The organism is Streptomyces sp. NPDC023481 (assembly GCF_055560195.1).
In genome coordinates this window covers 294,567-320,765 of the sequence record NZ_JBVHJE010000003.1, presented here as the reverse complement: position 1 = coordinate 320,765, position 26,199 = coordinate 294,567, and the positions used below count along the sequence as shown (strand labels likewise).

Annotated in this window: 29 protein-coding genes and 4 pseudogenes; 9 read left to right on the top strand and 24 right to left on the bottom strand. The window is 73.0% G+C overall.

All coding sequences use genetic code 11. From position 1 onward, the window contains the following. Positions 1 to 19: 19 nt before the first annotated feature. The gene (locus ACZ3ZD_RS08955) at positions 20 to 814 is read right to left on the bottom strand and encodes a VOC family protein (protein WP_467395076.1); all 795 of its coding nucleotides are present in this window, start codon (positions 812 to 814) and stop codon (positions 20 to 22) included. 171 nt (positions 815 to 985) lie between these two features. On the opposite strand from ACZ3ZD_RS08955, the pseudogene ACZ3ZD_RS08950 reads away from it, so the two are divergent. Both ACZ3ZD_RS08950 and ACZ3ZD_RS08945 read left to right on the top strand, forming a co-directional pair. After that, positions 986 to 1,370, top strand: a pseudogene (locus tag ACZ3ZD_RS08950) (SAM-dependent methyltransferase); the annotation flags it as partial. Next, positions 1,366 to 1,784: pseudogene (locus tag ACZ3ZD_RS08945) on the top strand (phosphotransferase); the annotation flags it as partial. The pseudogenes ACZ3ZD_RS08950 and ACZ3ZD_RS08945, both read left to right, overlap by 5 nt. Before the next feature lie 13 nt (positions 1,785 to 1,797). Here ACZ3ZD_RS08945 and ACZ3ZD_RS08940 read toward each other — a convergent pair. Both ACZ3ZD_RS08940 and ACZ3ZD_RS08935 read right to left on the bottom strand, forming a co-directional pair. Beyond that, positions 1,798 to 2,304 carry a VOC family protein gene (locus ACZ3ZD_RS08940; protein WP_467395075.1) on the bottom strand — a complete coding sequence of 169 codons (507 nt, stop codon included), beginning with the start codon at positions 2,302 to 2,304 and terminating at the stop codon, positions 1,798 to 1,800. Between the two features lie 114 nt (positions 2,305 to 2,418). Continuing rightward, positions 2,419 to 2,811, bottom strand: coding sequence for a helix-turn-helix domain-containing protein (locus ACZ3ZD_RS08935; protein ID WP_467395074.1), 393 nt, complete (start codon positions 2,809 to 2,811; stop codon positions 2,419 to 2,421). A gap of 259 nt (positions 2,812 to 3,070) precedes the next feature. On the opposite strand from ACZ3ZD_RS08935, the gene ACZ3ZD_RS08930 reads away from it, so the two are divergent. Next, positions 3,071 to 3,961 carry an RNA polymerase sigma factor SigF gene (locus tag ACZ3ZD_RS08930; RefSeq protein ID WP_467395324.1) on the top strand — a complete coding sequence of 297 codons (891 nt, stop codon included), beginning with the start codon at positions 3,071 to 3,073 and terminating at the stop codon, positions 3,959 to 3,961. 8 nt (positions 3,962 to 3,969) lie between these two features. On the opposite strand, the gene ACZ3ZD_RS08925 is transcribed toward ACZ3ZD_RS08930, so the two are convergent. Continuing rightward, on the bottom strand, positions 3,970 to 4,425 hold the full coding sequence (locus ACZ3ZD_RS08925) for an ATP-binding protein (protein WP_467395073.1): 456 nt from the start codon (positions 4,423 to 4,425) through the stop codon (positions 3,970 to 3,972). Positions 4,426 to 4,705: 280 nt separating this feature from the next. Between ACZ3ZD_RS08925 and ACZ3ZD_RS08920 the strand changes: the two genes are divergently transcribed. Next, the gene (locus ACZ3ZD_RS08920) at positions 4,706 to 5,392 is read left to right on the top strand and encodes a hypothetical protein (protein ID WP_467395339.1); all 687 of its coding nucleotides are present in this window, start codon (positions 4,706 to 4,708) and stop codon (positions 5,390 to 5,392) included. A gap of 17 nt (positions 5,393 to 5,409) precedes the next feature. Here ACZ3ZD_RS08920 and ACZ3ZD_RS08915 read toward each other — a convergent pair. From ACZ3ZD_RS08915 to mgrA, 6 genes and pseudogenes are all read right to left on the bottom strand, one after another. Continuing rightward, positions 5,410 to 5,832: pseudogene (locus ACZ3ZD_RS08915) on the bottom strand (DUF6777 domain-containing protein); the annotation flags it as partial. 586 nt (positions 5,833 to 6,418) lie between these two features. Beyond that, positions 6,419 to 7,411 (bottom strand): serine/threonine-protein kinase, encoded by a 993-nt coding sequence (locus ACZ3ZD_RS08910; RefSeq protein WP_467395072.1) that lies wholly within the window; start codon positions 7,409 to 7,411, stop codon positions 6,419 to 6,421. Then, entirely contained in the window at positions 7,411 to 7,956 is a 546-nt protein-coding gene (locus ACZ3ZD_RS08905; RefSeq protein WP_467395071.1) for a hypothetical protein, read from the bottom strand. Before ACZ3ZD_RS08905 ends, ACZ3ZD_RS08910 begins: the two co-directional genes overlap by 1 nt. Then, positions 7,953 to 8,093 carry a hypothetical protein gene (locus tag ACZ3ZD_RS08900; protein ID WP_467395070.1) on the bottom strand — a complete coding sequence of 47 codons (141 nt, stop codon included), beginning with the start codon at positions 8,091 to 8,093 and terminating at the stop codon, positions 7,953 to 7,955. The genes ACZ3ZD_RS08905 and ACZ3ZD_RS08900 overlap by 4 nt, the downstream gene beginning before the upstream one ends. Positions 8,094 to 8,152: 59 nt before the next feature. Then, positions 8,153 to 8,563 carry a hypothetical protein gene (locus tag ACZ3ZD_RS08895; protein ID WP_467395069.1) on the bottom strand — a complete coding sequence of 137 codons (411 nt, stop codon included), beginning with the start codon at positions 8,561 to 8,563 and terminating at the stop codon, positions 8,153 to 8,155. 215 nt (positions 8,564 to 8,778) lie between these two features. Next, a complete protein-coding gene (gene mgrA / locus ACZ3ZD_RS08890; protein ID WP_467395068.1) occupies positions 8,779 to 9,771 on the bottom strand; it encodes an L-glyceraldehyde 3-phosphate reductase in 993 nt (330 codons plus the stop codon). 111 nt (positions 9,772 to 9,882) lie between these two features. Between mgrA and ACZ3ZD_RS08885 the strand changes: the two genes are divergently transcribed. Then, positions 9,883 to 10,764, top strand: a complete 882-nt coding sequence (locus tag ACZ3ZD_RS08885) for a LysR family transcriptional regulator (RefSeq protein ID WP_467395067.1) — start codon at positions 9,883 to 9,885, stop codon at positions 10,762 to 10,764. A gap of 100 nt (positions 10,765 to 10,864) precedes the next feature. Further along, a complete protein-coding gene (locus ACZ3ZD_RS08880) occupies positions 10,865 to 11,380 on the top strand; it encodes a mycothiol transferase (RefSeq protein ID WP_467395066.1) in 516 nt (171 codons plus the stop codon). On the opposite strand, the gene ACZ3ZD_RS08875 is transcribed toward ACZ3ZD_RS08880, so the two are convergent. The 7 genes and pseudogenes from ACZ3ZD_RS08875 to ACZ3ZD_RS08845 form a co-directional block, all read right to left on the bottom strand. Continuing rightward, positions 11,362 to 12,441: an adenosine deaminase gene (locus ACZ3ZD_RS08875; RefSeq protein WP_467395065.1), complete on the bottom strand. Its 1,080-nt coding sequence runs from the start codon at positions 12,439 to 12,441 to the stop codon at positions 11,362 to 11,364. The genes ACZ3ZD_RS08880 and ACZ3ZD_RS08875 overlap by 19 nt on opposite strands. Positions 12,442 to 12,478: 37 nt before the next feature. Continuing rightward, complete coding sequence (locus ACZ3ZD_RS08870; protein WP_467395064.1) at positions 12,479 to 12,871, bottom strand: VOC family protein; 393 nt, start codon at positions 12,869 to 12,871, stop codon at positions 12,479 to 12,481. Positions 12,872 to 13,063: 192 nt separating this feature from the next. Beyond that, the gene (locus ACZ3ZD_RS08865) at positions 13,064 to 13,969 is read right to left on the bottom strand and encodes an aldo/keto reductase (protein WP_467395063.1); all 906 of its coding nucleotides are present in this window, start codon (positions 13,967 to 13,969) and stop codon (positions 13,064 to 13,066) included. 34 nt (positions 13,970 to 14,003) lie between these two features. Next, the gene (locus ACZ3ZD_RS08860) at positions 14,004 to 14,714 is read right to left on the bottom strand and encodes a chitinase (protein ID WP_467395062.1); all 711 of its coding nucleotides are present in this window, start codon (positions 14,712 to 14,714) and stop codon (positions 14,004 to 14,006) included. A gap of 202 nt (positions 14,715 to 14,916) precedes the next feature. Beyond that, entirely contained in the window at positions 14,917 to 16,239 is a 1,323-nt protein-coding gene (locus ACZ3ZD_RS08855) for an aldehyde dehydrogenase family protein (protein WP_467395061.1), read from the bottom strand. Between the two features lie 88 nt (positions 16,240 to 16,327). Continuing rightward, positions 16,328 to 17,578, bottom strand: a pseudogene (locus ACZ3ZD_RS08850) (RNA polymerase sigma factor). A 16-nt stretch (positions 17,579 to 17,594) separates the two neighbouring features. After that, complete coding sequence (locus ACZ3ZD_RS08845) at positions 17,595 to 17,945, bottom strand: YciI family protein (protein WP_467395060.1); 351 nt, start codon at positions 17,943 to 17,945, stop codon at positions 17,595 to 17,597. 143 nt (positions 17,946 to 18,088) lie between these two features. Here ACZ3ZD_RS08845 and ACZ3ZD_RS08840 point away from each other — a divergent pair, with 143 nt between their 5' ends. After that, positions 18,089 to 19,147 carry an acyl-CoA dehydrogenase family protein gene (locus ACZ3ZD_RS08840; RefSeq protein ID WP_467395059.1) on the top strand — a complete coding sequence of 353 codons (1,059 nt, stop codon included), beginning with the start codon at positions 18,089 to 18,091 and terminating at the stop codon, positions 19,145 to 19,147. A gap of 54 nt (positions 19,148 to 19,201) precedes the next feature. Here ACZ3ZD_RS08840 and ACZ3ZD_RS08835 read toward each other — a convergent pair whose 3' ends face one another. The 5 genes from ACZ3ZD_RS08835 to ACZ3ZD_RS08815 form a co-directional block, all read right to left on the bottom strand. Further along, positions 19,202 to 20,344 (bottom strand): LLM class flavin-dependent oxidoreductase, encoded by a 1,143-nt coding sequence (locus ACZ3ZD_RS08835; RefSeq protein WP_467395058.1) that lies wholly within the window; start codon positions 20,342 to 20,344, stop codon positions 19,202 to 19,204. A 13-nt stretch (positions 20,345 to 20,357) separates the two neighbouring features. Beyond that, positions 20,358 to 21,542, bottom strand: a complete 1,185-nt coding sequence (locus tag ACZ3ZD_RS08830) for an SfnB family sulfur acquisition oxidoreductase (protein ID WP_467395057.1) — start codon at positions 21,540 to 21,542, stop codon at positions 20,358 to 20,360. Positions 21,543 to 21,547: 5 nt separating this feature from the next. Further along, positions 21,548 to 22,102 (bottom strand): NADPH-dependent FMN reductase, encoded by a 555-nt coding sequence (gene ssuE / locus ACZ3ZD_RS08825; protein ID WP_467395056.1) that lies wholly within the window; start codon positions 22,100 to 22,102, stop codon positions 21,548 to 21,550. Between the two features lie 81 nt (positions 22,103 to 22,183). Beyond that, positions 22,184 to 23,323, bottom strand: a complete 1,140-nt coding sequence (gene sfnG, locus ACZ3ZD_RS08820) for a dimethylsulfone monooxygenase SfnG (protein ID WP_467395055.1) — start codon at positions 23,321 to 23,323, stop codon at positions 22,184 to 22,186. 125 nt (positions 23,324 to 23,448) lie between these two features. Then, a complete protein-coding gene (locus ACZ3ZD_RS08815) occupies positions 23,449 to 23,526 on the bottom strand; it encodes a putative leader peptide (protein WP_353962852.1) in 78 nt (25 codons plus the stop codon). Between the two features lie 143 nt (positions 23,527 to 23,669). On the opposite strand from ACZ3ZD_RS08815, the gene ACZ3ZD_RS08810 reads away from it, so the two are divergent. Continuing rightward, positions 23,670 to 24,590, top strand: a complete 921-nt coding sequence (locus tag ACZ3ZD_RS08810; protein WP_467395054.1) for a LysR family transcriptional regulator — start codon at positions 23,670 to 23,672, stop codon at positions 24,588 to 24,590. Between the two features lie 28 nt (positions 24,591 to 24,618). On the opposite strand, the gene ACZ3ZD_RS08805 is transcribed toward ACZ3ZD_RS08810, so the two are convergent. Further along, positions 24,619 to 24,795 (bottom strand): hypothetical protein, encoded by a 177-nt coding sequence (locus ACZ3ZD_RS08805; RefSeq protein ID WP_467395053.1) that lies wholly within the window; start codon positions 24,793 to 24,795, stop codon positions 24,619 to 24,621. Between the two features lie 205 nt (positions 24,796 to 25,000). Between ACZ3ZD_RS08805 and ACZ3ZD_RS08800 the strand changes: the two genes are divergently transcribed. After that, positions 25,001 to 25,435 (top strand): SPW repeat protein, encoded by a 435-nt coding sequence (locus tag ACZ3ZD_RS08800; RefSeq protein ID WP_467395052.1) that lies wholly within the window; start codon positions 25,001 to 25,003, stop codon positions 25,433 to 25,435. 210 nt (positions 25,436 to 25,645) lie between these two features. Here the strand turns inward: ACZ3ZD_RS08800 and ACZ3ZD_RS08795 are convergent, their stop codons facing one another. Then, positions 25,646 to 26,158, bottom strand: a complete 513-nt coding sequence (locus ACZ3ZD_RS08795) for a GNAT family N-acetyltransferase (RefSeq protein WP_467395051.1) — start codon at positions 26,156 to 26,158, stop codon at positions 25,646 to 25,648. Positions 26,159 to 26,199: the final 41 nt, after the last annotated feature.

The following is a 26,199-nucleotide window of genomic DNA, read 5'->3' as shown; positions in this document are numbered from 1 at the left end:
GGCACCGTCCCGGGGCCGCTCAGACGTCCCTGACCCTGGGCGGCTCGCCCTCGGTGGTCGTGATGTCGATCACCGAGAAGTTCGCGCCCTGCGGGTCGCTCAGCGCCGCGAACCGGCCGAAGGGGCTGCTCATCGGGCCGAAGCGGAGGATCCCGCCGAGCCTGACGGCCCGGTCCACGGCGGCGTCGCAGTCCGCCACGGTGAAGTAGACGTTGATGTACGACGGCACCTCCGGCGGGAAGTCGTCGGTCATCCGCATCCTTCCGAGGACGGTGTCCTCGCCGATGTCGAACATCCGGAAGTCGATGGCCTCGTCGTCGATCTCCTTCATCCGGAACGGGAAGACGGCCGAGAGGAAGGCGTCCGCCTGCTCCGGCTCCCGGGTGAAGACCTCGGCCCAGCAGTAGGCGCCGGGCGTGGCCGTGGTCTCGAAGCCCTCGTGGGTGCCCGCCTGCCAGACGCCGAAGACGGCCCCGCTGGGCTCCCGGGCCAGGCACATCGTGCCGAACTCGCCGACCTGCATCGGCTCCATCAGCACCTCACCGCCGTTGAGCCGGATCTTCTCCGCGGTGGCCGCGGCGTCCGGCGAGGCGAGGTACAGGCACCACTGCGACTGGCCCTCCTGGCCGGGCATCGGCGGGACGACGGCGGCGACGGCCTTTCCGTCCGCGTAGGCCTGGGTGTAGTTGCCGTACTCCGACGTCGACGCGCCGAAGGTCCAGCCGAGGACGTCGCCGTAGAAGCGCTTGGCTCCCTCGACGTCGCCGAACATCGCATCGGCCCAGCAGGGCGTTCCCTCGGGTTGCACGGCCATGATCGAAGCCCTCTCGGTCGGCTGCTCTGCCCCGCTACCTCACGCTAGCCACCCCGCCGCCGCCCCGCTCGCCGAACGCCGGGTGCCGTAAACCGGGGAGCGCCCCGCGCGGAGGCATCGGACGGCGCGTGATCACCACGAGCGCCGGGGGACGCTCCGCCCGCTGGTTTACACCACCACTACGGAATCGGGGCGGCCGACCGCTCGGTGCTCGCCGAGCCGGACGGCGCGCTGCGCCGGGAGCGGATCACCGCCCAACTGCACCGGCTCGAACACGCCCAGGCCGAGCTGCTCGCCTCCCACCTCGGGGCGCTCTCCCCCGCCGACCGGGTCTTCGACGCCGGCTGCGGCCGCGGTGGCGGCAGCGTGGTGGCGAACCTGCGGTACGGCTGGGCACGCCGACGGTGCCACGCTCTCCGCCAAGCAGGCCGAGTTCGCCAACGAGCAGGCCCGCAGGCGAGGCATCGACGGCAAGGTGCGCTACCACCACCGCAACATGCTCGACACCGGCTTCGAGACCGGCGCCTACGCGGCGTCCTGGAACAACGAGTCCACCGGCCCTTGCCTCGTTGGGCGACAGGGTCGACGCCGTCGCGGTCACGGCCCTGTGGGAGGAGTCCCTTCGCGCCCCCGCCCACACCGGTCCGCCGGTGTGGGCCCATGGGGACATTTCCCCGGGGAACGTGCTGGTCGTCGAGGGCCGGCTGAGCGCGGTCATCGACTTCGGCTGCGCGGGAGTGGGCGACCCGGCCGTGGACCTGATCGTGGACTGGAACCTGCTGCCGGCGTCCGCCCGGGCAGCTTCCGCGAGGCCGTGGGCGCCGGGGACGCGGAGTGATCGCGGGGCCGGGGCTGGGCACTGTCGGTCTCGCTGATCCAGCTGCCGTACTACCGGGACACCAACCCGGCCCTGGCGGAGAACTCCCGGCATGTGATCGCCGGGATCCTCGCCGAGGCCGGGACGCGGTGACGGCGGCCGGACCCTACGGCTGCTCGCCGGCGTACGCCCGCTCCAGGGCATCGGCGTCCAGCTTGCCCATGCCCATCATGGCCTTGACGGCACGCGCGGCCTTCTCCGGGTCGGAGTCGGCGATCATGTCGATCAGCGGGGCGTAGACGACCTGCCAGGAGACGCCGTACTTGTCCTTGAGCCAGCCGCACGGACCGCCCTCGCCGCCGCTCTCGGTGAGCTTCGTCCAGTAGTGGTCGATCTCGTCCTGGTCGGCGCACATGATCTGGAACGAGATCGCCTCGTCGAACCGGAACTCGGGGCCGCCGTTGAGCGCGACGAACCTCTGGCCGTTGGCGGTGAACTCCACGGTCAGCACGGAACCGGCCGGCCCGTGCCAGGACGCGGCGTCGGCCTCGGACTCGGGCCACCGGACGACGCGGTCGATGCGGGAGTTCTTGAAGATGGACACGTAGTGGTGCGCGGCCTCCTCCGCCTGGCCGTCGAACCAGAGGCAGGTGGTGAATCCGTCGGTGGTCATGAGCTTCTCCTGGAGTGGGACTGGGCGCGGAACGCGGGTCATGGGTATCGACCGCGCCACGGCGCGAAACTCATCGGTCCGGCGGCCGCGCGTCGTGACGGCCGGGCGGCCAGATCAGGCGGCCAGGCAGAGTCCCCGGTAGGGCCGGTGCGGCGCGGTGGCGGGCCGGTGCCGCTCGGCCATGCGCCGGGCCAGCTCGCCATGGGTGAGCGCCAGCAGGTCACCGAGTCCCAGGCCGAGCGCCCGAGCGGCGGCGGCGAGCACTTCGGACGAGGCCTCCTTGCGGCCCCGCTCGATCTCGGACAGGTAGGGCAGCGAGATACGGGCCGCGTCGGCGACGTCCTTGAGCGTGCGGTCCTGCGCCTGGCGCTCACGGCGCAGCACCTCGCCGACCAGATCCCGCCAGAGGGGCTCCCTGGGCGCGGGCTCGGTCTCCGGCGCGGCCGGGCGGGCGGGTGCCGGCCGCAGGGGGATCACTCGGGCTTCGTCGCTCACCTGGTTGCTCATCCCGTCAGCCTAGGAGCGCCGCCGCCGGGGGCAAGAGCGCGGTGTTGCGCCCTGAAAGAAACCCCGCCCCGCCCGGCGGAGTGGACCGGCTGTTTCCCGCCAGTGTCCGGCGGGAGGTGCATGCGCCCCGTCACCGGGGGAACCCGGGGGGTGAGCCTCTCCATGGCGCGCATGGACCGCCGGACACCGGGTACCCGGGCGGGCATCCGACAGACGCCGCAGAGGCAGACGTCGAACCGTGACATTCGTGGGAGAGGCAATGAACACCGCCGCCGGGATCCGGTCGCAGGCAGAGGTCGTGGAGCGGACCGAGCAGGACGGGACGGGCGAGGGGTCACTGCCTGGCATCGCGGACCCGGCGTCCGTCGCCCCGCGGGACGCCCGGGAGCTGTCGCGCCAGTTCTTCCGCCGGCTGGCGGAGCTGGAAGAGGGCACGCCGGAGTACCAGTACGCGCGCAACACCCTCATCGAGATGAACATGTCGCTGGTGCGGTTCGCGGCCGGCCGGTTCCGGGGCCGCGGCGACGACATGGAGGACGTCGTCCAGACGGGCATGGTGGGCCTGATCAAGGCCATCGACCGGTTCGAACTGGCGCGCGAGGTGGAGTTCACCTCGTTCGCGCTGCCGTACATCGTCGGTGAGATCAAGCGGTTCTTCCGGGACACCACCTGGGCCGTCCATGTGCCGCGCAGGCTCCAGGAGCTGCGGGTGGAGCTGGCCAAGGCGCGCGAGGAGCTGTCCAGCCGGCTCGACCGGGACCCGACGACCGCCGAGCTGGCCACGCTGATGAGCATCTCCGAGAAGGAGGTGGTCGAGGCGCAGCTCGCTTCCAACGGCTACAACAGCGCCTCTCTGGACGCCGCGCTCACCGGCGACGGCCCCGACGGCGGCGAGGCGGTGCTCGCCGACTTCATCGGCGTGGAAGAGGAGGGGCTGCGGCTCGTGGAGGACTTCCACGCGCTCGCCCCGCTGATGGCGGAGCTGAGCGAACGCGACCGCCGGATCATCCACATGCGGTTCGTCGAGGAGGCCACCCAGGCGGAGATCGGGGAACGCCTCGGCTGCTCCCAGATGCACGTCTCCCGGCTGATCAAGCGGATCATCGCCCGGTTGCGCGAGGGGATGCTCGGCGAGCTCGGCTGCGCCTGACGCCCCGCTCAGCCCCGGCGCAGTTCGAAGACCGCCCGCACGCGCTTGCCCACCGGCACACGCTCGACGGTGACCCGCGAGGCCAGGGCGTGCACGATCTCCAGACCGTGCCGCCCGATCCGCTGGGGGTCCTTCGGGAAGCGGCGCGGCAGGGCGCTGCTGCTGTCGTACACGGACACCACGACCGCGGCGTCCGTGCCTTCCAGCTCCAGGATGTACGGCCCGTTGCTGTGGCGGTCGGCGTTGGTGACCAGCTCGCTCACCATCAGCAGCAGCTCGCCGTCGACCCGGCCGTCGGCGGCGGCGCACCACTCGGTGCGCAGCTGCTGGAGGAACTGGGAGGCGAAGGCGCGCGCGTCGGCGATGCATCCCGGTTCGCCGGTGTAGTGCGCCGCGCGCCGCAGCGGCTCAACGGGAACATCGAAACCACTCGGTATCACTGCCCCGCCCAGGTGCTCGGTCATACTGTCTCTCTCGGAAAACCCGGTCCGGCCGGTCGATGGTGCACCAGTCCTCGTACCCCGAGCCCGGCCCCCCAGTCCACCTGATCCGTTCGCCCACCGCGCACAGTGGCGAGAGTCACTACGACGCCCCGCGCACCCCGCAGCGGCTCAGGAACCACCCTGCTGCTGAGGCTGCTGGGTCTGCTGGTTCTGCTGCTGTTGCTGCGGTGCCTGGGACTGTTCGCCGGTCCGGGGCGCCGCGCTCTCGGTGGCCGGTGCGGACGCCTGCGAGGACGGCGGGGTGACGGCGGGCTTCTCCAGTGATGGCGACCCCGCCGACGGAGCCGACGTCTGGGCGGACGAGGGCGACGCCGACGGGCTCTTCTCGCTCGACGGCGCGCTGTTCTCCTGCGACGAGGGCGCGGTCGACTTCGACTCGGAGGGAGACGACGACTTCGACGCCGGCGCGGAGGATTTCGACTCGGGCGGCGCGGACGACTTCGACTCTGAGGGCGAGGACGACTTCGAGGACGGCGACGACGACGCGGACGACGGCGAGGACGACTTCGAAGACGGCGACGACGACGCGGACGACGGCGAAGAGGACTTCGAGGACGGCGACGACGACTGGGACGACGGCGAAGAGGACTTCGAGGACGGCGAGGGCGACTTCGAGGACGGTGAGGAGGACTTGGAGGACGACGACTCGGAGGACGGCGAGGACGACTTCGAAGACGGCGACGACGACTGGGACGACGGCGAGGACGACTTGGAGGAGGGCGACGACGACTGGGACGACGGCGAGGGCGATGTCGACGGGCTGGCGTGGGGTGACGTCGGCGGGCAGGGCGATCCTGAGCCATGGCCGGTCGCGCACGGCGCCGGGACCCAGGGACGCGTGATCTTCGGCGGCGCGCCGCGCTGGTCGTGCCGGCCGCTGTCGTCGCCGCGGTGGCGGTGCAGCCACTCGTGGTGGCGGGGGTCGTAGATCACGAAGACGTTGACGACCACGGGGGCGGGCTGCACCACGACGACGCTGGTGGGCTGGTACGAGGGCCAGCGCTGGCCGACCACCTGCGGGGCGGTGTGCTGGGCGACCGGCTCCTTCAGCGGGTTGCCGCAGGCGCAGCGCAGCCGGGGCACCCCGTGTCCGTCGATCAGGACCGCGGTGCCGCTCTGCAGGACGGACTGGTAGCTCGTGGCGGCACCGTCGCGGTACCCGTGGTTGGTGACGCGGGTGTCCGCGCGCAGCTGCACCGAGGTGAGGGAGCGGAGGTAGGCGGCGACGCCGGCGGGCTGGACACCGATCGCCGAGGCGAACGCCCGGTTCTTGCGCTGGTCGGCCTGCAGGGCCCTGATCTGCCTCTCGACGTCGCAGCTGGCCGTACTGCGGACACCGCTGTACAGGCCGGGCGCCCCGCCCTGCACCCCGCGGACCTCGACGGGGCCGGTGGGCGGAGGGGCGACGGGGGTGGTCTGCCCCGGGGCGGTGCCCGTTCCGGGCGAGGTCGTCGTCGTGCCGGGCGTCGACCTACCGGGCGGGGTGGTGGTTGTGCCGGGCGCGGTCGGGGTGGTGCCCTGCTTCGCCGTCGACTCCGTGAACGGCTCCTGGCCGGTGCTGTTGGCGGCCTCCAGGAAGACCTCGCCGCGCGCGGTGGATCCGCCGCCGCCAGGACGGGTGAAGAACACTCCGAGGACGACGGCGGCGATCAGGGCCGCGGTGAGCGCCGCCACCCGGGGCACCGACTTCCACCACGGGCCGTGCGGCTCCTTGCCCCCGGAGCCGCCGGGCGGGGGCTGCGAGGGCGGCGGGCCGGCGGGCGGCCGGGAGGAGCCCGACAGGGGGCCGGAGGGCGGCCCGGTGGGACGGCCGGAGGACGGAGGTTCGACGCTCACGAGCCCTGCTTCCCGTCGCGCACACGCTTCCCGTTGCGGGGTTCCCGTCGCCGATGCGCGGCTTCACTCGGACGATTCCGCTAAACCCTTTTTGGTGCAATTGGCTGCACATTTCCCCTTATTGTGTGCCGGAACACCGGGCCGCCCGCAAGCCGAACACCGGTGTCGCCCATCCCGGCGGCCGTGGTGCGGGCGCCGCCCGGACCGGCTCCGGGCGCCCGGTCACGGGCCCGGCGGTCAGGGCCGCGCGCAGGGCGGCGACGAAGGCGAGGCAGGTGTCGTGGCGGGCGTCGGGGCTCTTGGCCAGGGCCCGGGCGAAGACCGGGTCGACGGCCGGTGCGAGACCGGGGCGGGTGCCGCTGGGCGGGGGCGGTTCGTCGTACTGGTGGGCCCACAGCAGGGCCATGTCGTCCTCGCGCTGGAACGGGGGGCGGCCGGTGAGGGTCTCGTAGACGACGCAGGACAGGCCGTAGACGTCGCAGCGGCCGTCGACGGGGCGGCCGGAGATCTGCTCGGGTGCCACGTAGTCGAGGGTGCCGACGAACTGGCCGACGCTGGTGAACCCGGTCAGGGACAGCGACTTCTTGGTGAGCCCGAAGTCGGTCAGGTACACGTGCTCGGGGTGGTCGCTGTCGGTGCCCTCGGCGACCAGGATGTTGCCGGGCTTGACGTCCCGGTGGACCAGGCCGTGCTCGTGGGCGGCGTCCAGGGCGGAGGCCACCTGGGCGGCGATCCGCACGGCGTCCGGCGGGGGCAGCGGGCCGCGCGCGTCGAGGAGGTGGCGCAGGTCGCTGCCGGGGACGTACCGCATGGCGATGTACAACACCCCGTCGGTCTCGCCGGCCTCGAAGACCGGGACGATGTGCGGGTGGTCTATCGCCGCGGCCACCTGGGACTCGTGGGTGAACCGCTTGCGGAAGGTGTCGTTCCGGGCCAGTTCCGGGGCGAGGAGTTTCAGCGCGACCGTGCGGTCCAGGCGCAGGTCGCGGGCGCGGTAGACGACCGCCATGCCGCCGCGTCCGATCTCGCTCTCGATCCGGTAGGCCGCCACCTGCCGGCCGACCAGCTCCGCCGAGGGGCGGCCCGCGAACAGGCCGGCCTCGCCGGTCATCACCGCTCGCCCTCGGGGGTGACCAGCCGGGTCGGGGCGCGTCCGGTGTCGTCGTCCGCGCCGCCCACCGACCGGTCCGTGGCGTAGGTGCTCAGCCGCCGCCCGTCCCCGTACAGCCACCGCTCCTCCTGCGCGTCGTACAGCCACATGGAGGCGCCGTCGACCACGATCCCGATCCGCAGTCCCTCGGTGCGCGCTTCGAAGGCCTCGCCGTCCAGACTCCCGGCCGCCAGGTCCTCCACGGCGGCCCGGTAGCCGGCCAGCGCCTGCTCGGCGCGTGCCAGCAGGGGGCGTGGATCGGCGGTGGCGTCGGGTTCGCCGCCGGCGGGCGGGTCGTCGGGTACGGCGACGAGGAGGCGGCCGTCGACCCAGGCGGCCCAGCCGTTGGCGCAGCGGATGTGCCCCCAGTCGCCGCGCCGCTCCACGAGCTGCACCGGCAGCAGCGGGTCCAGTGGCACGGTGGGCCGCGCCGGGTCCGGGGCCTCCCAGGCGGGCAGGCCGTGCGGCGGGACGACGTGCGTGGGCCGGAATCCGGGGGTGGTCATGGCCCGCCCGCCCCCGCGTCCGGGCCGCCCGCCCCCGCGTCCGGGCCGCCCGCCCCCGCGTCGGGACCCGCGCGCACCGGCGCGGCGGCCGGGCGGTCGCGCACCCCGGGAACGCGAACGGCACCACCAGCGTTCATGACGGAATTCTACCGATTTGCCCATCCGATCGCCCGGCCCGGCGGGCTCGGGCGGGGTGTCAGGCGACGGGTACGACGAGGGCGGGGAGGGTGCGCTGCATGCGCAGCGCGTCCACGGACTCCGCGAGCAGCTCGTACTCGGTGGTGTCGTCGCCGGTCGCGATCCGCACCAGCCTGCCCGCCGCCAGTTCGTCGGCGACCAGTTCCTGCCGGTCCGGATCGCCGCACCACGCGCGCAGCAGGGTCGGTACGTCCGGCACCGTGTCGGCGACCGGGACGAGCGAGCCGGGCGGGAAGTGCTCCGCCCCGGGCTGCGGGTCGAGGCGGTCGGCGATCCAGTTCGCACGGTCGCGCAGCCACCACAGGGCGAGGGCGAGGGTGGGCGCGCGATAGGTTCCCAGCGGTACGCCGACACGCCGGCCGCCGCAGGTGCCGTACGCGGTGACGTGGCACAGGAACTCGTCGTGCATGCGCACTCCCCCGTCGCGTCGTTCGCCTGCCGGCGGGCCTCGCTTTCGGTGCGGATCATGTGCGGTGCGTGAGCGGGGCCTCGCGGGAAGTGAAGTCCTCTCTGTCGAGTATGTTCACTGCTGAACCACTGTCACCATGTCTTTCCGGCCAGTCTCTTGGCATATTCGGTGCCCGTTCTGGCCGGAATGCGCGCCCCTCCCCCGTGGGTCCGGCGCTACGGCCGCACGATCGCGTCGATGCGCGCCAGTTCCTCGGCGTCGAAGTCCAGGTTTCGGATGGCCGCGACGCTGTCCTCCAGCTGCCGCGCGCTGCTCGCGCCGACCAGGGCGGAGGTCACCCGGCCACCGCGCAGCACCCAGGCCAGGGCGAGCTGGGCCAGGGTCTGGCCACGGGACTTGGCGAGGTCGTCCAGCGCGCGCAGCCTGCCCACCAGGTCCTCGGTGACCGCGTCCGAGTTCAGGAACGGGCTGTCGCTCGCGGCCCGGGAGTCCTCGGGGATGCCGTCGAGGTAGCGGCCGGTGAGCAGGCCCTGCTCCAGCGGGGAGTACACGATGGAACCGACCTGGAGTTCGTCCAGGGCGTCGAGCAGGCCCTGGTCCTCGGGGCGCCGGTCGAGCATCGAGTAGCGGGGCTGGTGGATGAGGAGCGGGGTGCCCAGTTCGCCGAGGATGCGGGCGGCCTCCCGGGTCTGCTCGGCGGAGTAGTTGGAGACGCCGACGTAGAGGGCCTTGCCCTGCTGCACCGCGGTGTGCAGGGCGCCCATCGTCTCCTCCAGCGGAGTGTCCGGGTCGAAGCGGTGCGAGTAGAAGATGTCGACGTGGTCCAGGCCCATCCGGTTCAGGCTCTGGTCGAGCGAGGACAGCAGGGACTTGCGCGAGCCCCATTCGCCGTACGGGCCGGGCCACATCAGGTAGCCAGCCTTGGTGGAGATTACCAGCTCGTCCCGGTGGCGGCCGAGGTCCGCCTTCAGGGCCTCGCCGAAGGCGGACTCGGCGGCGCCGGGCGGCGGGCCGTAGTTGTTCGCCAGGTCGAAGTGGGTCACACCGAGGTCGAAGGCGCGGCGCAGGATGGCCCGCTGGGTCTCCACGGGCCGGTCGGGCCCGAAGTTGTGCCACAGGCCGAGCGAGAGGGCGGGCAGCTTCAGGCCGCTGCGGCCGACCCGGCGGTAGGGCATGTCGGCATAGCGGTCGGGGTGTGCGGTGTACAACGGGACTCCAGAGGTGTGGGCACGCGATCTACCGGTTCCATGCTTCCCCCGGCCGCGGACAGCAGTCCAACAGGAGAATCGGATGGGATTCAGCGGCTAGGCTTCTCAGTCATGGAACTGCGCCACCTCCAGCACTTCGTCGCGGTCGCCGAGGACCGGCACTTCACCCGGGCCGCCGAGCGCCTGATGGTGTCCCAGTCGGGCCTGTCCGCGTCCATCCGGGCCCTGGAGCGGGAGCTGCGGGCGCCGCTGTTCGTGCGGACCACCCGGAGGGTCACGCTCACCGAGGCGGGGCGGGCGCTGCTGGTCGAGGCCGAGCGGATCCTGGCGCAGGTGCGCTCGGCGCACGAGGCGGTGGCCGCGGTGCAGGGCGTGCTGCGGGGCACGCTGGCGCTGGGCACCGAGCAGTGCATCGCGGGGGTGCACGTGGCCCGGCTGCTGGCGGCCTTCCGTGGGCGGCATCCGGATGTGGAGATCCGGCTGCGGCAGGCCGGCTCGGGCGCGCTGGCCGAGGAGGTCGCGGCCGGGCGGCTCGACCTGGCGTTCGCCTACCGCACCCAGGCCGACACCGACCAGCTGCGCTCGGTGGCGCTGACCAGCGAGCCGATGACCGTGCTGTGCCATCCCAGCCACCGGCTGGCGGCGGCCCCGGCCGTGCTCGGCCCGGACGACCTGGCCGGGGAGGTCTTCGTGGACTTCCACCCCGACTGGGGGCCGCGCCGCACCACCGACGCCGCGCTCGCCGCGGCCGGTGTCCGGCGCACGGTGGCGCTGGAGGTCAACGACGTGCACAGCCTGCTGGACCTGGTGGACGAGAACCTGGGGATCGCCGTCGTACCCCGGCACTTCCGGCACAAGCGGCCCACCCTCACGGCGCTGCCGCTGAAGGGCGTGGGCGGCGAGGAGTACGAGACGGTCGCCCTGCTGCCGCCGGAGCGGGCCACGAGTCCGGCCGCCCGGGCGCTCGTCACCCTGCTCGGAACGGCGGACTGACACCCGGTGCCGGCGCGTCCGCCCGCGGCGGGCGCCGCCGGCCCTGCCGGAATCCGGGTTCCGCGGGCGGGGGCGGCGGCGATTTGCGAGGGTGGACCCTATGCATGCGAAGGACATCCTCATCGACGGCTACGGCCGCATCCAGGAAGAAGTCCACGCCGTCCTCGACGGACTCGGCCCCGACGAGCTGCACCACCGCCCGGCCCCGGGCGCCAACCCGATCGCCTGGCTGGTCTGGCACCTCACGCGGGTGCAGGACGACCACATCGCCGACGCGTTCGAACTCGACCAGGTGTGGCTCTCCCAGGGCTGGGAGAAACGGTTCGACCTCGGCCTGCCCCGGCACGACACCGGTTACGGGCACACCTCCGCCAAGGTCGCGAAGGTGCGGGTCGCGTCGGCGGACCTGCTGGCCGGGTACTACGACGCCGTCCACGAGCAGACCCTCGGCGCCCTGCGCTCGCTGACCGCCGGGGATCTGGAGCGCATCGTGGACGAGCGCTGGGATCCCCCCGTGTCCCTGGGGGCCCGCCTGGTGAGCGTCCTGTCCGACGATCTCCAGCACATCGGACAGGCCGCCTACCTCAGGGGGCTGCTTCAGAGCGCGGCCGCGTAACCCGGCAGGACCACGTCATCGATGAGGGCCTTGCGCTCGTCGAACGGGATGAACGCGCTCTTGACGGCGTTCACCGTGACGGTGCGCAGGTCCTCGACGGTCCAGCCCGCCTGCTCCACCAGCAGGGACATCTCCCGGGTCATGGTCGTACCGGACACCAGGCGGTTGTCGGTGTTCAGGGTGACCCGGAAGCCCAGGTCCTTCAGGGCGGTGATCGGGTGCTCGGCGATCGAGGTGGCGCAGCCGGTCTGCAGGTTGGAGGTGGGGCACATCTCCAGGGCGACACGGCGGTCGCGCACCCAGGAGGCGAGGCGGCCGAGCTTGCCGGCCGCGAGGTCGGGAATGTCCTCGGTGAGGCGGACGCCGTGGCCGATGCGCTGGGCGCCGCACACCTGGAGGGCCTGGTGGATGCTGGGCAGGCCGTGCGCCTCGCCGGCGTGGATGGTGAAGGGCACGTTCTCGCGGCGCAGGTGCTCGAAGGCGGCGAGGTGGTCGGCGGGCGGGAAGCCGTCCTCGGCGCCGGCGATGTCGAAGCCGACGACGCCGGCGTCCCGGTAGGCGACGGCCAGGTCGGCGGCCTCACGAACGCGGTCGAACATCCGCATGCCACACAGCAGGGTGCCGACGCGGACCGGGGTGCCGGCCGCCGCGGCCTTCGCCATGCCGGCGGCGAGGCCCTCCTGGACGGTCTCCACGACCTCGCGCATCGTGAGCCCGCCGTTGGTGTTCAGCTCGGGCGCGTACCGCACCTCGGCGTAGACGACGCCGTCGGCGGCGAGGTCGAGGACGTACTCCTCGGCGGTGCGCAGCAGGCCCTCGCGGGTCTGCATGACGGCGAGGGTGTGCTCGAAGGTGGCGATGTAGCGCACCAGGTCGCCGGAGTTGGCGGCCTCGACGTACCAGGCGGCCAGCTCGTCGGGGTCGGTGGTGGGCAGGGTGTGGCCGACCGCGTCCGCGAGCTCCACGACGGTCGCGGGGCGCAGGCCGCCGTCGAGGTGGTCGTGCAGGACGGCCTTGGGGAGCCGGCGGAGGGTCTCGGTGTCGATGCGGGACGCGGTCATGGGCGTGTCGTTCCTCGGCGAGTGGTGCGGTGGTGGGTCAGTGGCCGGCGGGCTGGAGCAGGTCCCAGCGGTTGCCGTAGAGGTCCTGGAAGACGGCGACCGTGCCGTACGGCTCGTGGCGCGGCTCCTCCAGGAAGGTCACGCCGGCCGCGGTCATCCGGGCGTGGTCGCGGGCGAAGTCGTCGGTGTGCAGGAAGAAGCCGACGCGCCCGCCGGTCTGGTCCCCGACCCGGGCCCGCTGGTCCGCGTCCTTGCCCCGGGCCAGCAGCAGCCCGGTGCCCGAGCCGTCCCCGGGCTCGACGACGATCCAGCGGGAGCCGTCGGGGCGCGGGGCGTCCTCGACCAGACGGAAGCCGAGGGCCCGCGTGTAGAAGCGGACGGCCTCGTCGTAGTCGTGCACGACGAGGGTGACGAGGGCGAGACGACGCATGCGGGACCTTCCGGGTGGGCCTGGTTAGCCGGTGAGGTTATACGTAAAACTCACCGGATGCCAGTCCTGGTCTACGCGCGTCATGCCGACTGTCGCCGGCGGCGGGTGGCGGGCCCGGGCGCGGGGGTGGGAGGGGGGGTCCGGGGCGCCGACCCTCCGGCGGTACAAGGGTCGGCGCGGAGTGGTCTGTGGTCAGTGCGCCCGGGTACGGGCCTCGCCCAGCCGGGCCAGTTCCTCGTCGGTGAGCCGCAGCGCACCGGCGGCGACGTTCTCGGCCAGGTGGGCGGGGTTCCCGGTGCCGGGGATGGCGAGGACGTGCGGGCCCTGGTGCAGGGTCCAGGCGATGCGGACCTGTGCGGGACTCGCGCCGTGCGCCCGGGCGACCGAGAGCACCGCGTCGTCGTGCGCGGCCGTCGCACCGTGCGCCCCGCCCGCCCCGGCCACGGTGTAGAAGGGCACGAAGGCGATGCCGTGCCGCCCGCACAGCCGGAGCACCTCGTCACCGACGGGGTCGGGGCGGTCCACCGCGTACCGGTTCTGCACGCTCACCACCGGCGCGATCGCCAGCGCCTCGGCGAGGTGCCGGGGTTCGGCGTCGGAGATGCCGAGGTGCCGGACCAGCCCCGCCTCCCGCAACTCGGCGAGGGCGCCGAAGTGCTCGGCGATGGAGTCCTGGCGCATGCGGCGCAGGTACACGACGTCGAGATGGTCCCGCCCGAGCTGGCGCAGGTTCTCCTCGACCTGTCCGCGCAGCTGGTCGGGCCGGGCGGAGGTGCCCCACTCGCCGTCGGGGTCCCGGTAGGGGCCGACCTTGGCGGCGATGACCAGGCCGTCGGGATACGGGGACAGCGCCGTGTTGACGAGCTCGTTGGCGGACCGGAGCGAGGAGAAGTAGAAGGCCGCCGTGTCGATGTGGTTCACGCCCAGCTCGACGGCCCGGCGCAGGACGGCCAGTGAGCGTTCGCGGTCGCTGGGGGTGCCGAGGTGGAAGGCGGCGCTGCCCGTCAGCCGCATCGTGCCGAAGCCGATGCGGTGGACGGGCAGTTCGCCGAGTTTCCAGGTGCCGGAGGATATCGCGGTGACCGGTGCTGCGCTCATCGGCGGAGTCTCCCACACGGCACCCGGCCGGGCGTCAGCAGTACAGGTTGGCGCCCGGCGAGACCCCGAGGATCTGGGCGAAGCGCTGGTAGGCCGAGACCCGGCTCTGCACCTGCGCGGGGTTCTTGCCGTCGCACTCCAGGGAACCGTTGATGGAGCGTATGGTCTGGCCGAAGCCGGCGCCGCCCACCATGGCGTTGTGCGAGGTCATCGTGCCGGGCCCGGTCTGGGTGTTCCAGTACCACAGGCCGGTCTTCCAGGCGACGGACGCGTTGTTCTGCACCAGGTTCGGGTTGTGGAGGAGGTCGATGCCGAGCGCGTCGCCGGCGGCCTTGTAGTTGAAGTTCCAGGACAGCTGGATCGGCCCGCGGCCGTAGTACGCGGCCTGGCCCGCCGGACAGCCGTACGACTGGCTCCAGTCGCAGTAGTGCGGGTAGTTGGCGGTGTTCTGCTCGACCACGTACACCAGGCCGCCGGTCTCGTGGCTGACGTTGGCGAGGAAGGCGGCGGCCTCCTGCTTCTTCACGGTGTCGCTGCCGGTGTTCGCGAAGCCCGGGTAGGCCCCGAGGGCGGCGGTGAGGCCGCTGTAGGTGTAGAACGCGTTCCGGTTCGGGAACATCTGGTTGAACTGGGCCTCGCTGACCACGAAGCCGGCGGCGGAGGCCGTGGGGGCCGCCTGGAGCACCAGGGCGGCGAGCCCCAGGGCGAGCGAGGTCAGGAGTGCGGCAATGCGGTTCCTCGGCATGGACCAACTCCTCTGCGCGGCACGGCCGAACCCGGCGAGGGCACGGCCGTGGTGGGGGGTTGGGCACACTCAACCGCCTTGGTCTGTACCAGTCAAGGGTGTAGACCAGTCAGAAACGCGCCGGTCGCGTCGCGAACACCCAGTCCGCGCGGAGGAGTTGTCGCGCGTGCGCGGCCCCGGCGATCCGGGACCGCGGCGCGGGTCAGCCCAGCGGCTTCGCCAGAACCGCCTTGCGGTGGCTGAACGTCTCGATCGAGTAGCGGCCGTGGTAGTTGCCCATGCCGCTCTCCCCCACTCCGCCGAACGGCAGGTCGGAGACGGTGAGATGGGCGAGGGGCAGACCGTGACCGAGGCCGCCCGAGGAGGTCTCGGCGGCGATGCGCTCCCGGGTCTCGTCCGACTCGCTGAAGACGTACAGGGCGAGCGGCTTGTCCCGGTCGTTGATGAAGGCGATCGCCTCGTCCAGGCCCCCCACGGTGACGATCGGCAGGATCGGGCCGAAGATCTCCTCCCGCATGACGGGGGACTTCGGGTCGACGTCCGCGAGGACGGTGGGCGCGAGGTACCGGGCCGCCCGGTCGCCCGTGCCGCCGACGGCGACGCGGCCCGAGCCGAGCAACGCGAAGAGCCGGTCGAAATGGCGCTCGTTGACGATCCGGCCGTACTCCGGCGAGGCCGCCGGCTCGCTGCCGAACAGGCCCTGGACCGCGCGGACCAGCGCGGCCTCCAGGGCGGGCGCGGTCTCCGGGTCGGTCAGTACGTAGTCGGGGGCGACACAGGTCTGGCCGGCGTTGAGGAACTTGCCCCGGGCGAGCCGGTCCGCGACCACGTCCAGGTCGGTGCCGTGGTCCACGAACACCGGTGACTTGCCGCCCAGTTCGAGGGTGACCGGGGTGAGGTGCTCGGCGGCGGCCCGCAGGACGATCCGGCCGACGGTGCCGTTGCCGGTGTAGAAGACGTGGTCGAAGCGCTCGGCCAGCAGGGCCGTGGTCTGCGGGATACCGCCCTCGACGACGGCGACCGCGTCCGGGTCCAGGTAGGCCGGGATCAGCTCGGCCAGCGCGGCGGAGGTGGCGGGGGCCAGCTCGCTCGGCTTGGCGACGACCGCGTTGCCGGAGGCCAGCGCGCCGACCATGGGGGCGAGCAGCAGCTGCGCCGGGTAGTTCCAGGGCGCGATGACGAGGACGACGCCGAGGGGGTCGTACTGCGTCCAGGCCGTGGCGTCGGCGCCGAGGTGCGCCGGGACGGGCGCGGGCTCGGGGCGCAGCCAGTCGGCCAGGTGCTCCAGGGTGTGGTCGATCTCCCGGACGGTGAAGTCGATCTCGGTGCGGTAGGCCTCGGTGCTGCTCTTGCCGAGGTCGGCGCGGAGGGCGGCGGCGAGGTCGGCGCCGCGCTCCGTGAGCAGGGCGCGGAGCCGCCGCAGCTGGCCGGTGCGCCATGCGACGGGCCTGGTGCGGCCGGTGGCGTAGGTGGCGCGCAGCCGGGCCACGACGTCGGCGGGCTGCTCGGGCTGGGAGTGGGTCACGGGTGCCTCGCTGGGGTGCGCGGGCCGGCGGGGCCCGGGCGTGGACGGACAGGTCAGATGTAAACGCCAACCTTTCATGTCCTCAAGTTCATTCCGACGGCACCCCGGGGTGACGAGGGTCACCGGGCGGTCGGCCGCCCGTCGGTGGCGCTCCTTCGGCGTTCCCGCGTCGCTCCAGGTACGTCCGCTCGGCCTCGCTCGGGGCCAGCTCGGCGGCCCGGCCGTACTCCGCCCGCGCCTCGGCGGTCCGGCCCAGCCGGCGCAGCAGGTCGGCGCGGACGGCGTGCAGCACGTGGTACCGCCCGAGGTCGAGCGCGTCGACCAGCTCGAGGGCCGCCGCCGGCCCCTCGGTCTCGGCGACCGCCACGGCCCGGTTCAGGGCGACGACCGGGGACGGCGCCACGGCCAGCAGCCGGTCGTACAGGGCGAGGATCTGCCGCCAGTCGGTCGCGGCGGCGGTGGGCGCGTCACTGTGCACCGCGTTGATCGCGGCCTGGATCTGGTACGGGCCCGGCCGGCCCCGGTGCAGACAGCGGCGGACCAGGTCCTGCCCCTCGGCGATCAGCCCGTGGTCCCACCGGGCGCGGTCCTGTTCGGGCAGCGGGACGAGGGCGCCCTCCGCGTCCCGCCGGGCCGGCCGCCGGGCCTGTACCAGCAGCATCAGCGCGAGCAGGCCGGTGACCTCGGGTTCGTCCGGCATCAGCTCGGCGAGCAGCCGGCCCAGGCGCAGCGCCTCCGCGCACAGGGCGGGATCGCCGGTGTAACCCTCGTTGAAGATCAGGTAGACGACGGCGAGGACGGCCGAGAGCCGGTCGGGCAGGTCGGCGTCCCGGGGCACGCGGTACGGGATGCCCGCGTCCCGGATCTTCGCCTTGGCGCGCACCAGGCGCTGGGCCAGGGTCGGTTCCGGCACCAGGAACGCCCGGGCGATCTGGGCGGTGCTCAGGCCGCCGAGCAGGCGCAGGGTGAGGGCGACCCGGGACTGCGGGGCGAGCGCGGGGTGGCAGCAGGTGAAGATCAGCCGGAGCCGGTCGTCGCGCACGGGGCCCTAGTCGGGCGGTGCGTCGGGGGCGTGGAGCCGGGCGGCTTCGGCGTGCCGGGCGTCCCGGGAGGACTCCCGGCGCAGCCGGTCGACGGCGCGGTTGCGCGCGGTGGTGATGATCCAGCCGGCCGGGCTGGGCGGCACCCCGGTCCCGGGCCACCGGGACAGGGCCGTGGCGAAGGCGTCCTGGACCGCTTCCTCGGCGAGGTCGATGTCGCCGAGGAAGCGGACGAGGACGGCGACCGCGCGCCCGTACTCGGCACGGAAGACGGCCTCGATGTCGGCGGGCCCGGCCATCACTGCCGCCCCGCCGTCAGTGCCGGTCCACGAAGGGCCGTACCTCGATGGGCAGGGTGGTGGCCAGGGCGGCCTTGCGGCCCCACTCCAGGGCCTCGTCCAGGTCGGCCGCCCGGATGAGGCACAGCCCGCCGAGGTACTCCTTGCCCTCGGCGTAGGGGCCGTCGGTGACCAGCACGTCTCCGCCGTCGGGACGCAGTACGGTCGCGGTCTCCGGGCCGTGCAGCCCGCCGGCGAAGACCCAGGCGCCGGCCGCGCGCAGCTCGTCGTTGAAGGCCTCGACGTTCCGCATGATCCCGGCGAGGGCTTCGGGGGCGGGCGGGGTGCCGCCGGCCGGCTGTACCACGCTCAGCAGGTAGTGCTTCATGACGTCCTCCATGGCGTCGGGCCCGGGGCGGGCTCACTGTCACCTCCTACACGAACGGCCGGGCCCCGCATCGACACCGCGCGCCGCGGCCCGGAAAGAATCTTCGGAGGACCGGGGGCCGGAAGACCGGGAGAATCTTCCGCATGGACGCCCTCGCCCCGCACCCGCTCGTCGCACGCGCCCGCCGGCTCGCCACGGACCTGCTGCTCCCCGAGGCCGAGCGGGTGGACCAGGACCGGGTGCCCGCGAGCCACATCGAGGCGGTGAAGCGGTCGGGTCTGCTCGGAGTGGCCGCACCGGCCGAGTACGGCGGCTCGGGCGCGCCGCCCGCCGTACTGCGGGAGACCGCGGAGATCCTCGCGGGGGCGTGCTGCGCGACCTGGTTCGTCCAGACCCAGCACCACACGCCGGTACAGACCCTGGCGCGCGGCCGACTGCCGGTCCGGGAGCGGCTGCTGGGGCCGCTGTCCCGTGGGGAGTGGCTGTCCGGGGTGGCGTACGCCCACCTGCGGTCGTATCCGCGCCGCCCGGTGCGGGTCCGCCGGCACGGCGACGGCTGGCGCTTCGACGGGACCGTTCCCTGGTACACCGGGTGGGGCCTGAACGACGTGATGCTGCTGGCCGGGGTGACCGACGCGGGCGAGGTGCTGTTCGCGTTCACCGAAGCCCGTGAACAGCCCGGGCTGCGGGCGTCCGCGCCGCTGCGGCTGGCGGCCCTCACGGCCGCGTCCACGGTCTCGCTGGAACTGGACGGCCTGTGGCTGCCCGCCGAGGCGGTCGCGCTGCACACGCCGTACGAGGAGTGGGCCGCCGGGGACCGGGTCAGGACCCTGCACACCAGCCCCGCGGTCTTCGGCGTGGCGGAGGCCGCCCTGTCCCTCGTGGACGCCGGGACGGCCGCCCCTCTGCGCGCCCGTCTCGCCGCCGCCCGCCGGCGCGCCTACGCCCTGGCCGACCTTCCGGCGCGGGAGGAGGAGACCGCGGAGCGGCTGGCGGTGCGGGCGGCGGCGTACGAGGTGCTGCGCGCGGCCACCACGGCGGCGGTGGTGGCCGGTGGCGGGCGCGCGCTGGCCCTGACGAGCCGCGCCCAACGCCTGGCCCGGGAGGGCCTGTTCCTGCTGGTGCAGGGACAGACCGCGCAGACACGTGCGGCGCATCTGCGGGCGCTGGGCGGGGAGTTCGCGCCAGAGGAGCAGCGGTAGCCGCGCCGGTGGTCGCACCGACGGGCAACCCGCCCCCCTGCCGGCGGTCGTCGCTCAGCCCGCGAACGGCACCTGTGCCGCGGACGCGGCCTGCCTGCCGTCGGGGTGGATCCACCGGCCCCGCGCGGCGAGCCGGGGCAGGACGCCCTCGCCGAACCAGTAGGCCTCCTCCAGGTGCGGGTAGCCGGAGAGGACGAACTCGTCGATGCCGAGGGCGTGGTACTCCTCGATGCGCTCGGCGACCTCGTCGTGGCTGCCCACCAGGGCCGTGCCCGCGCCGCCGCGGACCAGCCCGATGCCGGCCCACAGGTTGGGGTGGATCTCCAGGCTCCCCCGGTCGCCGCCGTGCAGGGCGAGCATGCGCCGCTGCCCTTCCGACTCGCTGCGGGACAGGCCCTCCTGTACGGCCCGTACGGTCTCCTGGTCGAAGCCGGCGAGCAGCCGGTCCGCCTCCGCCCAGGCCTGCGCCGAGGTGTCCCGGGTGATGACGTGCAGCCGGATCCCGAAGCGCAGGGTACGGCCGTGCCCCGCGGCGAGCCTCCGTATCCAGGCGATCTTCTCGGCGACCTGCGCGGGCGGTTCGCCCCAGGTGAGGTACACGTCGGCGTACCGGGCCGCGACCTCGCCCGCGGCGGGCGAGGAGCCGCCGAAGTACACCTCGGGCACCGGGTCGGGCACCCGGCTCAGCCGCGCCTCCTCGACCCGCAGGTGCTCGCCGTGCAGGTCGACGCTCTTGCCGTCCCACAGGTCCCGCACGACGTGCAGGAACTCACCGGTACGACGGTAGCGCGCGTCCTTGTCGAGGAAGTCGCCGTAGGCCCGCTGCTCGTGGCTCTCGCCGCCGGTGACGACGTTGAGCAGCAGCCGTCCGCCGGTCTGCCGTTGGAAGGTGGACGCCATCTGGGCGGCGAGCGTCGGCGAGACGAAGCCGGGCCGGAAGGCGACCAGGAACTTCAGCCGCTCCGAGTTCTGGCTGACCATGGCGGTGGTCAGCCAGGCGTCCTCGCACCAGGCGCCGGTCGGGGTGAGCGCACCGGCGAACCCCAGGTCCTCGGCGGCCCGGGCGATCTGGCTCAGGTAGGCGACCGTCGGCGGCCGGTCCCGGCCGGAGGCGGTCGCCGGGGTGCCGTGGCCGCCGCCGACGACATGGCGGCTGTCGCCGTTGGTGGGCAGGAACCAGTGGAAGGTGAGGGACACGTGGGGTCTCCGTTCAGAGCAGGCCGTGCCGGGGCGGCCGGGTTCCGTTGAGCAGGTGGCGGCCGATGTGCTGGATCTTCCAGCGGGCCGGGTCGTGCAGAGTGTGGGTACGGGCGTCGCGCCAGTGGCGGTGCAGGTTCAGCGAGTTCAGGGCCGCGCGGGTGCCGGACACCTCGAACAGCGCGCTCGCGACCTCCACGGCGGCCTCGGCCGCCCGCACCTTGGCGGCGGCGACCGCGATGGACGCCTCGGCCGCCGTGTCGTCGGTGAGACCGTCGCGTGCGGTGTCGACCGCGCGGGCGGCCTCCCGCAGCAGTGCCTCGGCCGTCCGCACCTGCAGGGCGAGTTCACCGAAGCGCTGGACGAGCAGCGGGTCCTCGGCGGCGGTCTCGGCCCCGCTCTCGAACCAGGGGCGGGTGCGGGTGCGGACGAACTCCGCCGCCTCCGCGAGCGCTCCCCCGGCGATCCCGGTGTCGATGGCCGCGTGCAGCAACTGGGCGGTGGCGCCGTGCAGTTGCGGACCCCGGAAGGTGAGGTGGTGGGGCAGGACCCGGTCGGCGGGCACGGGCACGGCGTCCAGGCGGACCGTACCGCTGGCGGTGGTCCGCTGGCCCATGCCGTCCCAGTCGTCGACCACGGTGAGACCGGGTGCGTCCCGGGGCACGTAGGCGACGTGCAGCGTGTCGTCCTCGGCGCGGGCCAGCACCGGGATCCAGTCGGCGAACAGGGCGCCGGTGCTGTAGTGCTTGACGCCGTGCAGGAGGTACGAGCCGTCGGGCCGGGGCTCCAGCCGGGTGCGGATGTCCTGGACGTGCCGGGTGCCGGCCTCGGACTGGGCGTTGCCGAGGCGGCGGCCCGCGAGCAGTTCGGCGAAGAAGAACCTGCGCTGCTCCTCGGTGCCCTGCCGGCGGATCACGCCCACGTAGACGAAGTGGCTCTGCGGGATCTGCGCGAGGCTGCCGTCGGCGGTGCCGAGCAGCCGGAAGACCTCCGCGAGGGTCTCGGCGCGGACGTCGGCGCCGCCGTGCTCGGCGGGCACGGTGACGGCGAGCAGCCCGGAGGCGGACAGCCGGTCCAGCTCGGCCCGCGGCAGGCGTCGTCCGGCGTCCCGGCGGGCGGCCCCGGCACGGAACTCGCCGGCCAGGGCAGCGGCGACGGTGAGCGCCTCCGCGTCGTCGGCGATGACATGTGCGGTCACGGCGGTCAGCTCGCCGCCGCGAGCAGCGGGGTGCGGTCCAGGGCGGCGCCGAACTGGTCCACCACGTGCCCGAGGGCCTCGGCGGTGGCGGGCGCGACGGTCACCGAGCCGTCCTCCCGCACGGTGATGTCCTTGTCGAGGGTGAACCAGCCCTGGACTATGTGTGCGGCACCCATGGAGCTGAGCACCGGGCGCAGGGCGTAGTCGATGGCGAGTACGTGGGCGGTGGAGCCGCCGGTGGCGAGCGGCAGCACGGTCTTTCCGGTGAGCGCGTACTGCGGGAGCAGGTCGAGCAGGGCCTTGAGGACACCGGAGTACGACGCCTTGTAGACGGGGGTGCCGACGACGACCCCGTCGGCGCGGGCGAACAGTTCGGCGGCTTCGACGATGGCGGGGTGCCCGAAGTCCGTGCCGAGCAGGGCCTCGGCGGGGAGGGTGCGGACGTCGAGCGGGATCACCTCGTGGCCCTGGGCGGCGAGCCGCTGGTCGAGGTGGCGCAGCAGGCGGCCGGTGCGCGAGGAGGCCGAGGGGCTGCCGGAGACGGACAGGACGGTGGCCATGGGTGCCTCGTTTCTGGGGTGCGCCGGGCACGCGCGGGACGGGCCCGGGAGGAGGGTCGGGAGCGGGTGCCGGCCCGGCGGTCAGGCGCGGGCGGAAACGGGACCCGAGGTGGAGACGATGCCGGGTTCGGTCTCCGGCAGGGCGGCCTCCAGCTCGCGGACGAGGGGCAGCACGTGCTTGCCGAAGTACGCGACCTCCTCGTGGTAGTGCAGGAAGCCGAGGAGGAGGAGGTCGACGCCGAGCTTCTTGTAGGCGACGATCCGCTCGGCGATCTGTTCCGGGGTGCCGATGAGCCCGGTGCGGAAGCCGTCGTTGTACTGGACCAGGTCCTCGAAGGTGGAGTCCTGCCACATGCCCTTGCCGTCGGCCGTGGACTGCCCGGCCTGCCGCACGGCCGCGCCGAAGCCCTCGACCGCCTCGGTGTCGGCGCGGGCGACGATCTCGCGCAGGGTCTCGCGGGCCTCGGCCTCGGTGTCGCGGGCGATGAGGAAGCCGTTGAGCCCGAACCGCGGTGCGCTGCGCCCGGCTTCGGCGGCGGCCGCGCGGACGTCCGCGAGCTGCTCGGCGACCCCGTCGAAGTCCTTGCCGTTGGAGAAGTACCAGTCGGAGACCCGGCCGGCCATCCGCCGGGCCGCGCTGGAGTTGCCGCCCTGGAAGATCTCCGGGTGCGGCCGGCCGGGGGCGGCCAGCGGCTTGGGCTTGAGGGTGAAGTCGCGCAACCGGTAGAAGTCACCGGCGAGTTCGGCGTGGTCCTCGGTCCAGATCCGCCGCAGGGCGGTGATGAACTCCTCGGAGCGGCGGTACCGCTCGTCGTGCTCCAGCCAGGGTTCGCCGAGCGCGGTGAACTCTCCCTTGAACCAGCCGGAGACGACGTTCACGGCGAAGCGGCCGTTGGACAGGTGGTCCGCGGTGGCCCCGAGTTTGGCGAGGACGCCCGGGTGCCACAGTCCGGGGTGGACGGCGGCGATGACCTTGAGCCGCTCGGTGGCGAGCAGCAGGGCGAGGCTGAAGCTGGTGGACTCGTGCTGGTACTCGGCGCCGTAACTGGCCATGTAGCGGACCTGGCTGAGGGCGTACTCGAAACCGTTGTCCTCGGCCAGGACGGCGAGCCGGCGGTTGTACTCGTATCCCCAGTCGGTGCGTTGCTCGATCCTGCTGGTGACGAGTCCCCCGCTGACGTTGGGGACCCAGTAGGCGAATTTCACGGGTGCTGCGGGCATGCGGAACTCCTGTTGCGGAAAGCACGACGAATTCCGGGCACGCCGCATCCCGCCGGGGCAGGGAAAGGAAAGGGGGAATTCAGGCGTGCCGGGAAACCCGGAAGAGGGGAGGCGTACGCGGCGGATCAGGCCGCGGGGCAACAGGAGGCGCTGGAGACGCGCGCGAGGTCGACATGGCGTCGCCGCGTGAGGTCCAGTCGCATCGTCATGCCGTCGATCGTGGCAGCAGCCGGTGAGAGCCGTCAAGGAAAACCCGACCGGTCTCGTATCGCGGACCATTGGATTTCACGAAGGTGTGACAGGGAAATCCTTGAACCCGCCCTGTGCGGCCGCGCATTCTGCGGGGGTGCGGACCGAACAGCTGGAATACATAGCGGCCGTGACCCGGCTCGGCTCACTGCGCCGGGCGGCCGACGAACTACGCCTCTCCCAGCCGGCGTTGAGCGAAACCGTGCGCAATCTGGAGCGGGAGCTGGGGGTCGACCTGCTGGAGCGCAAGCGGTCGGGGGCGACGATGAGCGCGGCGGGACGGGAGCTGCTGCCGCACATCACCGGGGTGCTGGAGGCGGTGGACCGGCTGCGGTCGGCGGCCGGTGAACAGCACCGCATCAGCCGTATGGTGCGCGTCGGCACGGTCAACGCGGCGACCGTGCCGCTGCTGATCCCGGTGCTGCGGGAGTTCCGGGCCGCGCATCCGGTGACCCAGGTCGAGGTGGTGGCCGCGCAGCAGACGGACATCCAGCGCGGGCTGGAGGAGGGCGGCTTCGACCTCGGCCTGGTCAACCATCTCGACGGCGACGACGTCCCCGCGGGCATGGAGTGCACGGAGCTGCTGCGCGGGCGGCCCGTGGTGTGCCTGCGGCCGGACAGTCCGCTCGCGGCGCTGAGCGTGATCGGCGCCGACGACCTGCTCGGCACACCGCTGATCGCGATGCGCACCGGGTATGTGATGCACCGCTATGTGCACCGGCTGCTGTCCGGTCGCACCCCGGTGTTCTCGTACTCGACCGACGGTGCCGAGATGGGCAAGCTGATGGTCGCCGAGGGGCTCGGGGCGACCGTGCTGCCGGACTTCAGCGTCGCCGGGGACCCGCTGGAGCGGTCCGGCACCCTCACGTACCGGCCGCTCGCCGACGACACCACGCGGGTGCTGCTGATGCTCCAGCGCCGGCACACGGAGTCGGCGCCCCGGGCGGCCCAGGACCTGCACACCGCGTTCGTCCACCGGGCACGGGAACTGGCGGAGGGGCAGGTGGAAAAGCGGTAGAGGTAACTGAAGCAGGGTCGGACGCCCGTCAGGCGCGTCCGGCGCCCTCCTCGCCCTCGACCACCACGAGGAAGGCGTCCGACTTCAGGTCCATCACCACGGTCGCCGGCTCCCCCTCGGCACGTCGTGCGGCGGCATACTCCTCCGCGGGCCACGATCCGCGCGGAGCACCTGCGGGAAAACGCTCCAACACCTTCGCACTCATGACGGCGGCCACCTCCTGCGTCGCGGACCCGATGGAATGTACAGCTTGTACCGATCCGGTTGCCCTCGATCGGCGAGGACATGCCACCGCCGCCCGGGTGAAATCAGCCCTACACATAAGGGTGAAATAAGAGCAAAATGGATTATGCGGCGCTTACCGCACACCGCACAGACGCGGTCTGGCCCGAAGTCAAAGGAGACGACTCATGGCCAACTTGCACAGGGGTGACATATCGAGCCACCCCGATGTCTCCGAAATGCGGGATCGCTACGCCCGCATGCTCGGCGGTCGGGATGTGGCGCTCGTCGACGGTCCGGCCTTCCTGCTCGGCCTGTACTGTGCCGCGTCCCCGTGGATCCTGCACTACACGCTGAGCCAGCCCGCCCTCGCGACGCACAACCTGATCATGGGTATCGCGATAGGCCTGCTGGCCCTGGGATTCAGCCGGGCACCCGAGCGTATGTACGGCCTGAGCTGGGCGATGTGCGCCATGGGCATCTGGATGATCATCGCTCCGTGGATCGTGGGCAGTGGCCCGGACGCGGGCGTCATCATCAACAACATCGTCATCGGAGCCCTGGCCCTCGTCCTCGGACTGGTGTGTGCCGGCACGGCGGCGAAGAGCGCCCCCAGGCCGTAGGCGCCCCCCGAACCGCAGAAGAGGAGATCGAGAAGAGGAAGGAAGGGTGACGGCGGGGCCGGTCCGCCCGGGCGGACCGGCCTCCGCGTGCCCGCTGCCGTGCCTGGGGCGTGCACCCGCCGCTCCGTCCGTCACAGGCCCCGGTTCACCCGGTCCGGCGCCGTCACAGGCCTCTGATCCACCCGGTCCAGCGCCGTCACAGGTCCCGGTTCACCCGGTCACGGTGAAGGAGAGCCACAGGTCCGGGGCCCGCTCCGGCTGGTCCGGGACCGGGCGCGGCTCGCGGGTCCACGCGTCATCGGCGAGATCATCGGCGACCCGCGGCCAGAAGCCCGTCGCGGCCGGGTTGTCCTGCTGGTAGGGGATCTCCCAGGGGCCGGGGTGCCGGGTGAGCACCTCGCGCACGGCCCGCAGTCCGACGCCCCTGCGCCGGGCCGCGCGCACCACGAAGAAGCTGTTGAGGACGCGCACCGGGGCGTCGAGCCCGCGCACGAAGGCGAACCCGGCCAGGTGGTCGCCCGAGGTCATCAGGTACGGCGCCCAGCCGGGGGCGGAGAAGGCGTACTCCACGCGCTCGCTGCGGAAGGTGCCGTCGGCGGCGGGCAGGGCGGCGTCGAACTCGGACAGGTCGTGGCGGAACAGCAGCCACAGCCGTTCCACGGCGGGCCGGTCCTCGGGGGTCGCGGGGCGGACGGTGACGTCCGCGGTGATGGTGTCGGTCATGAACGAAAGCCTCCCCGGCGGATCGCGGTCCGGCCGGGGAG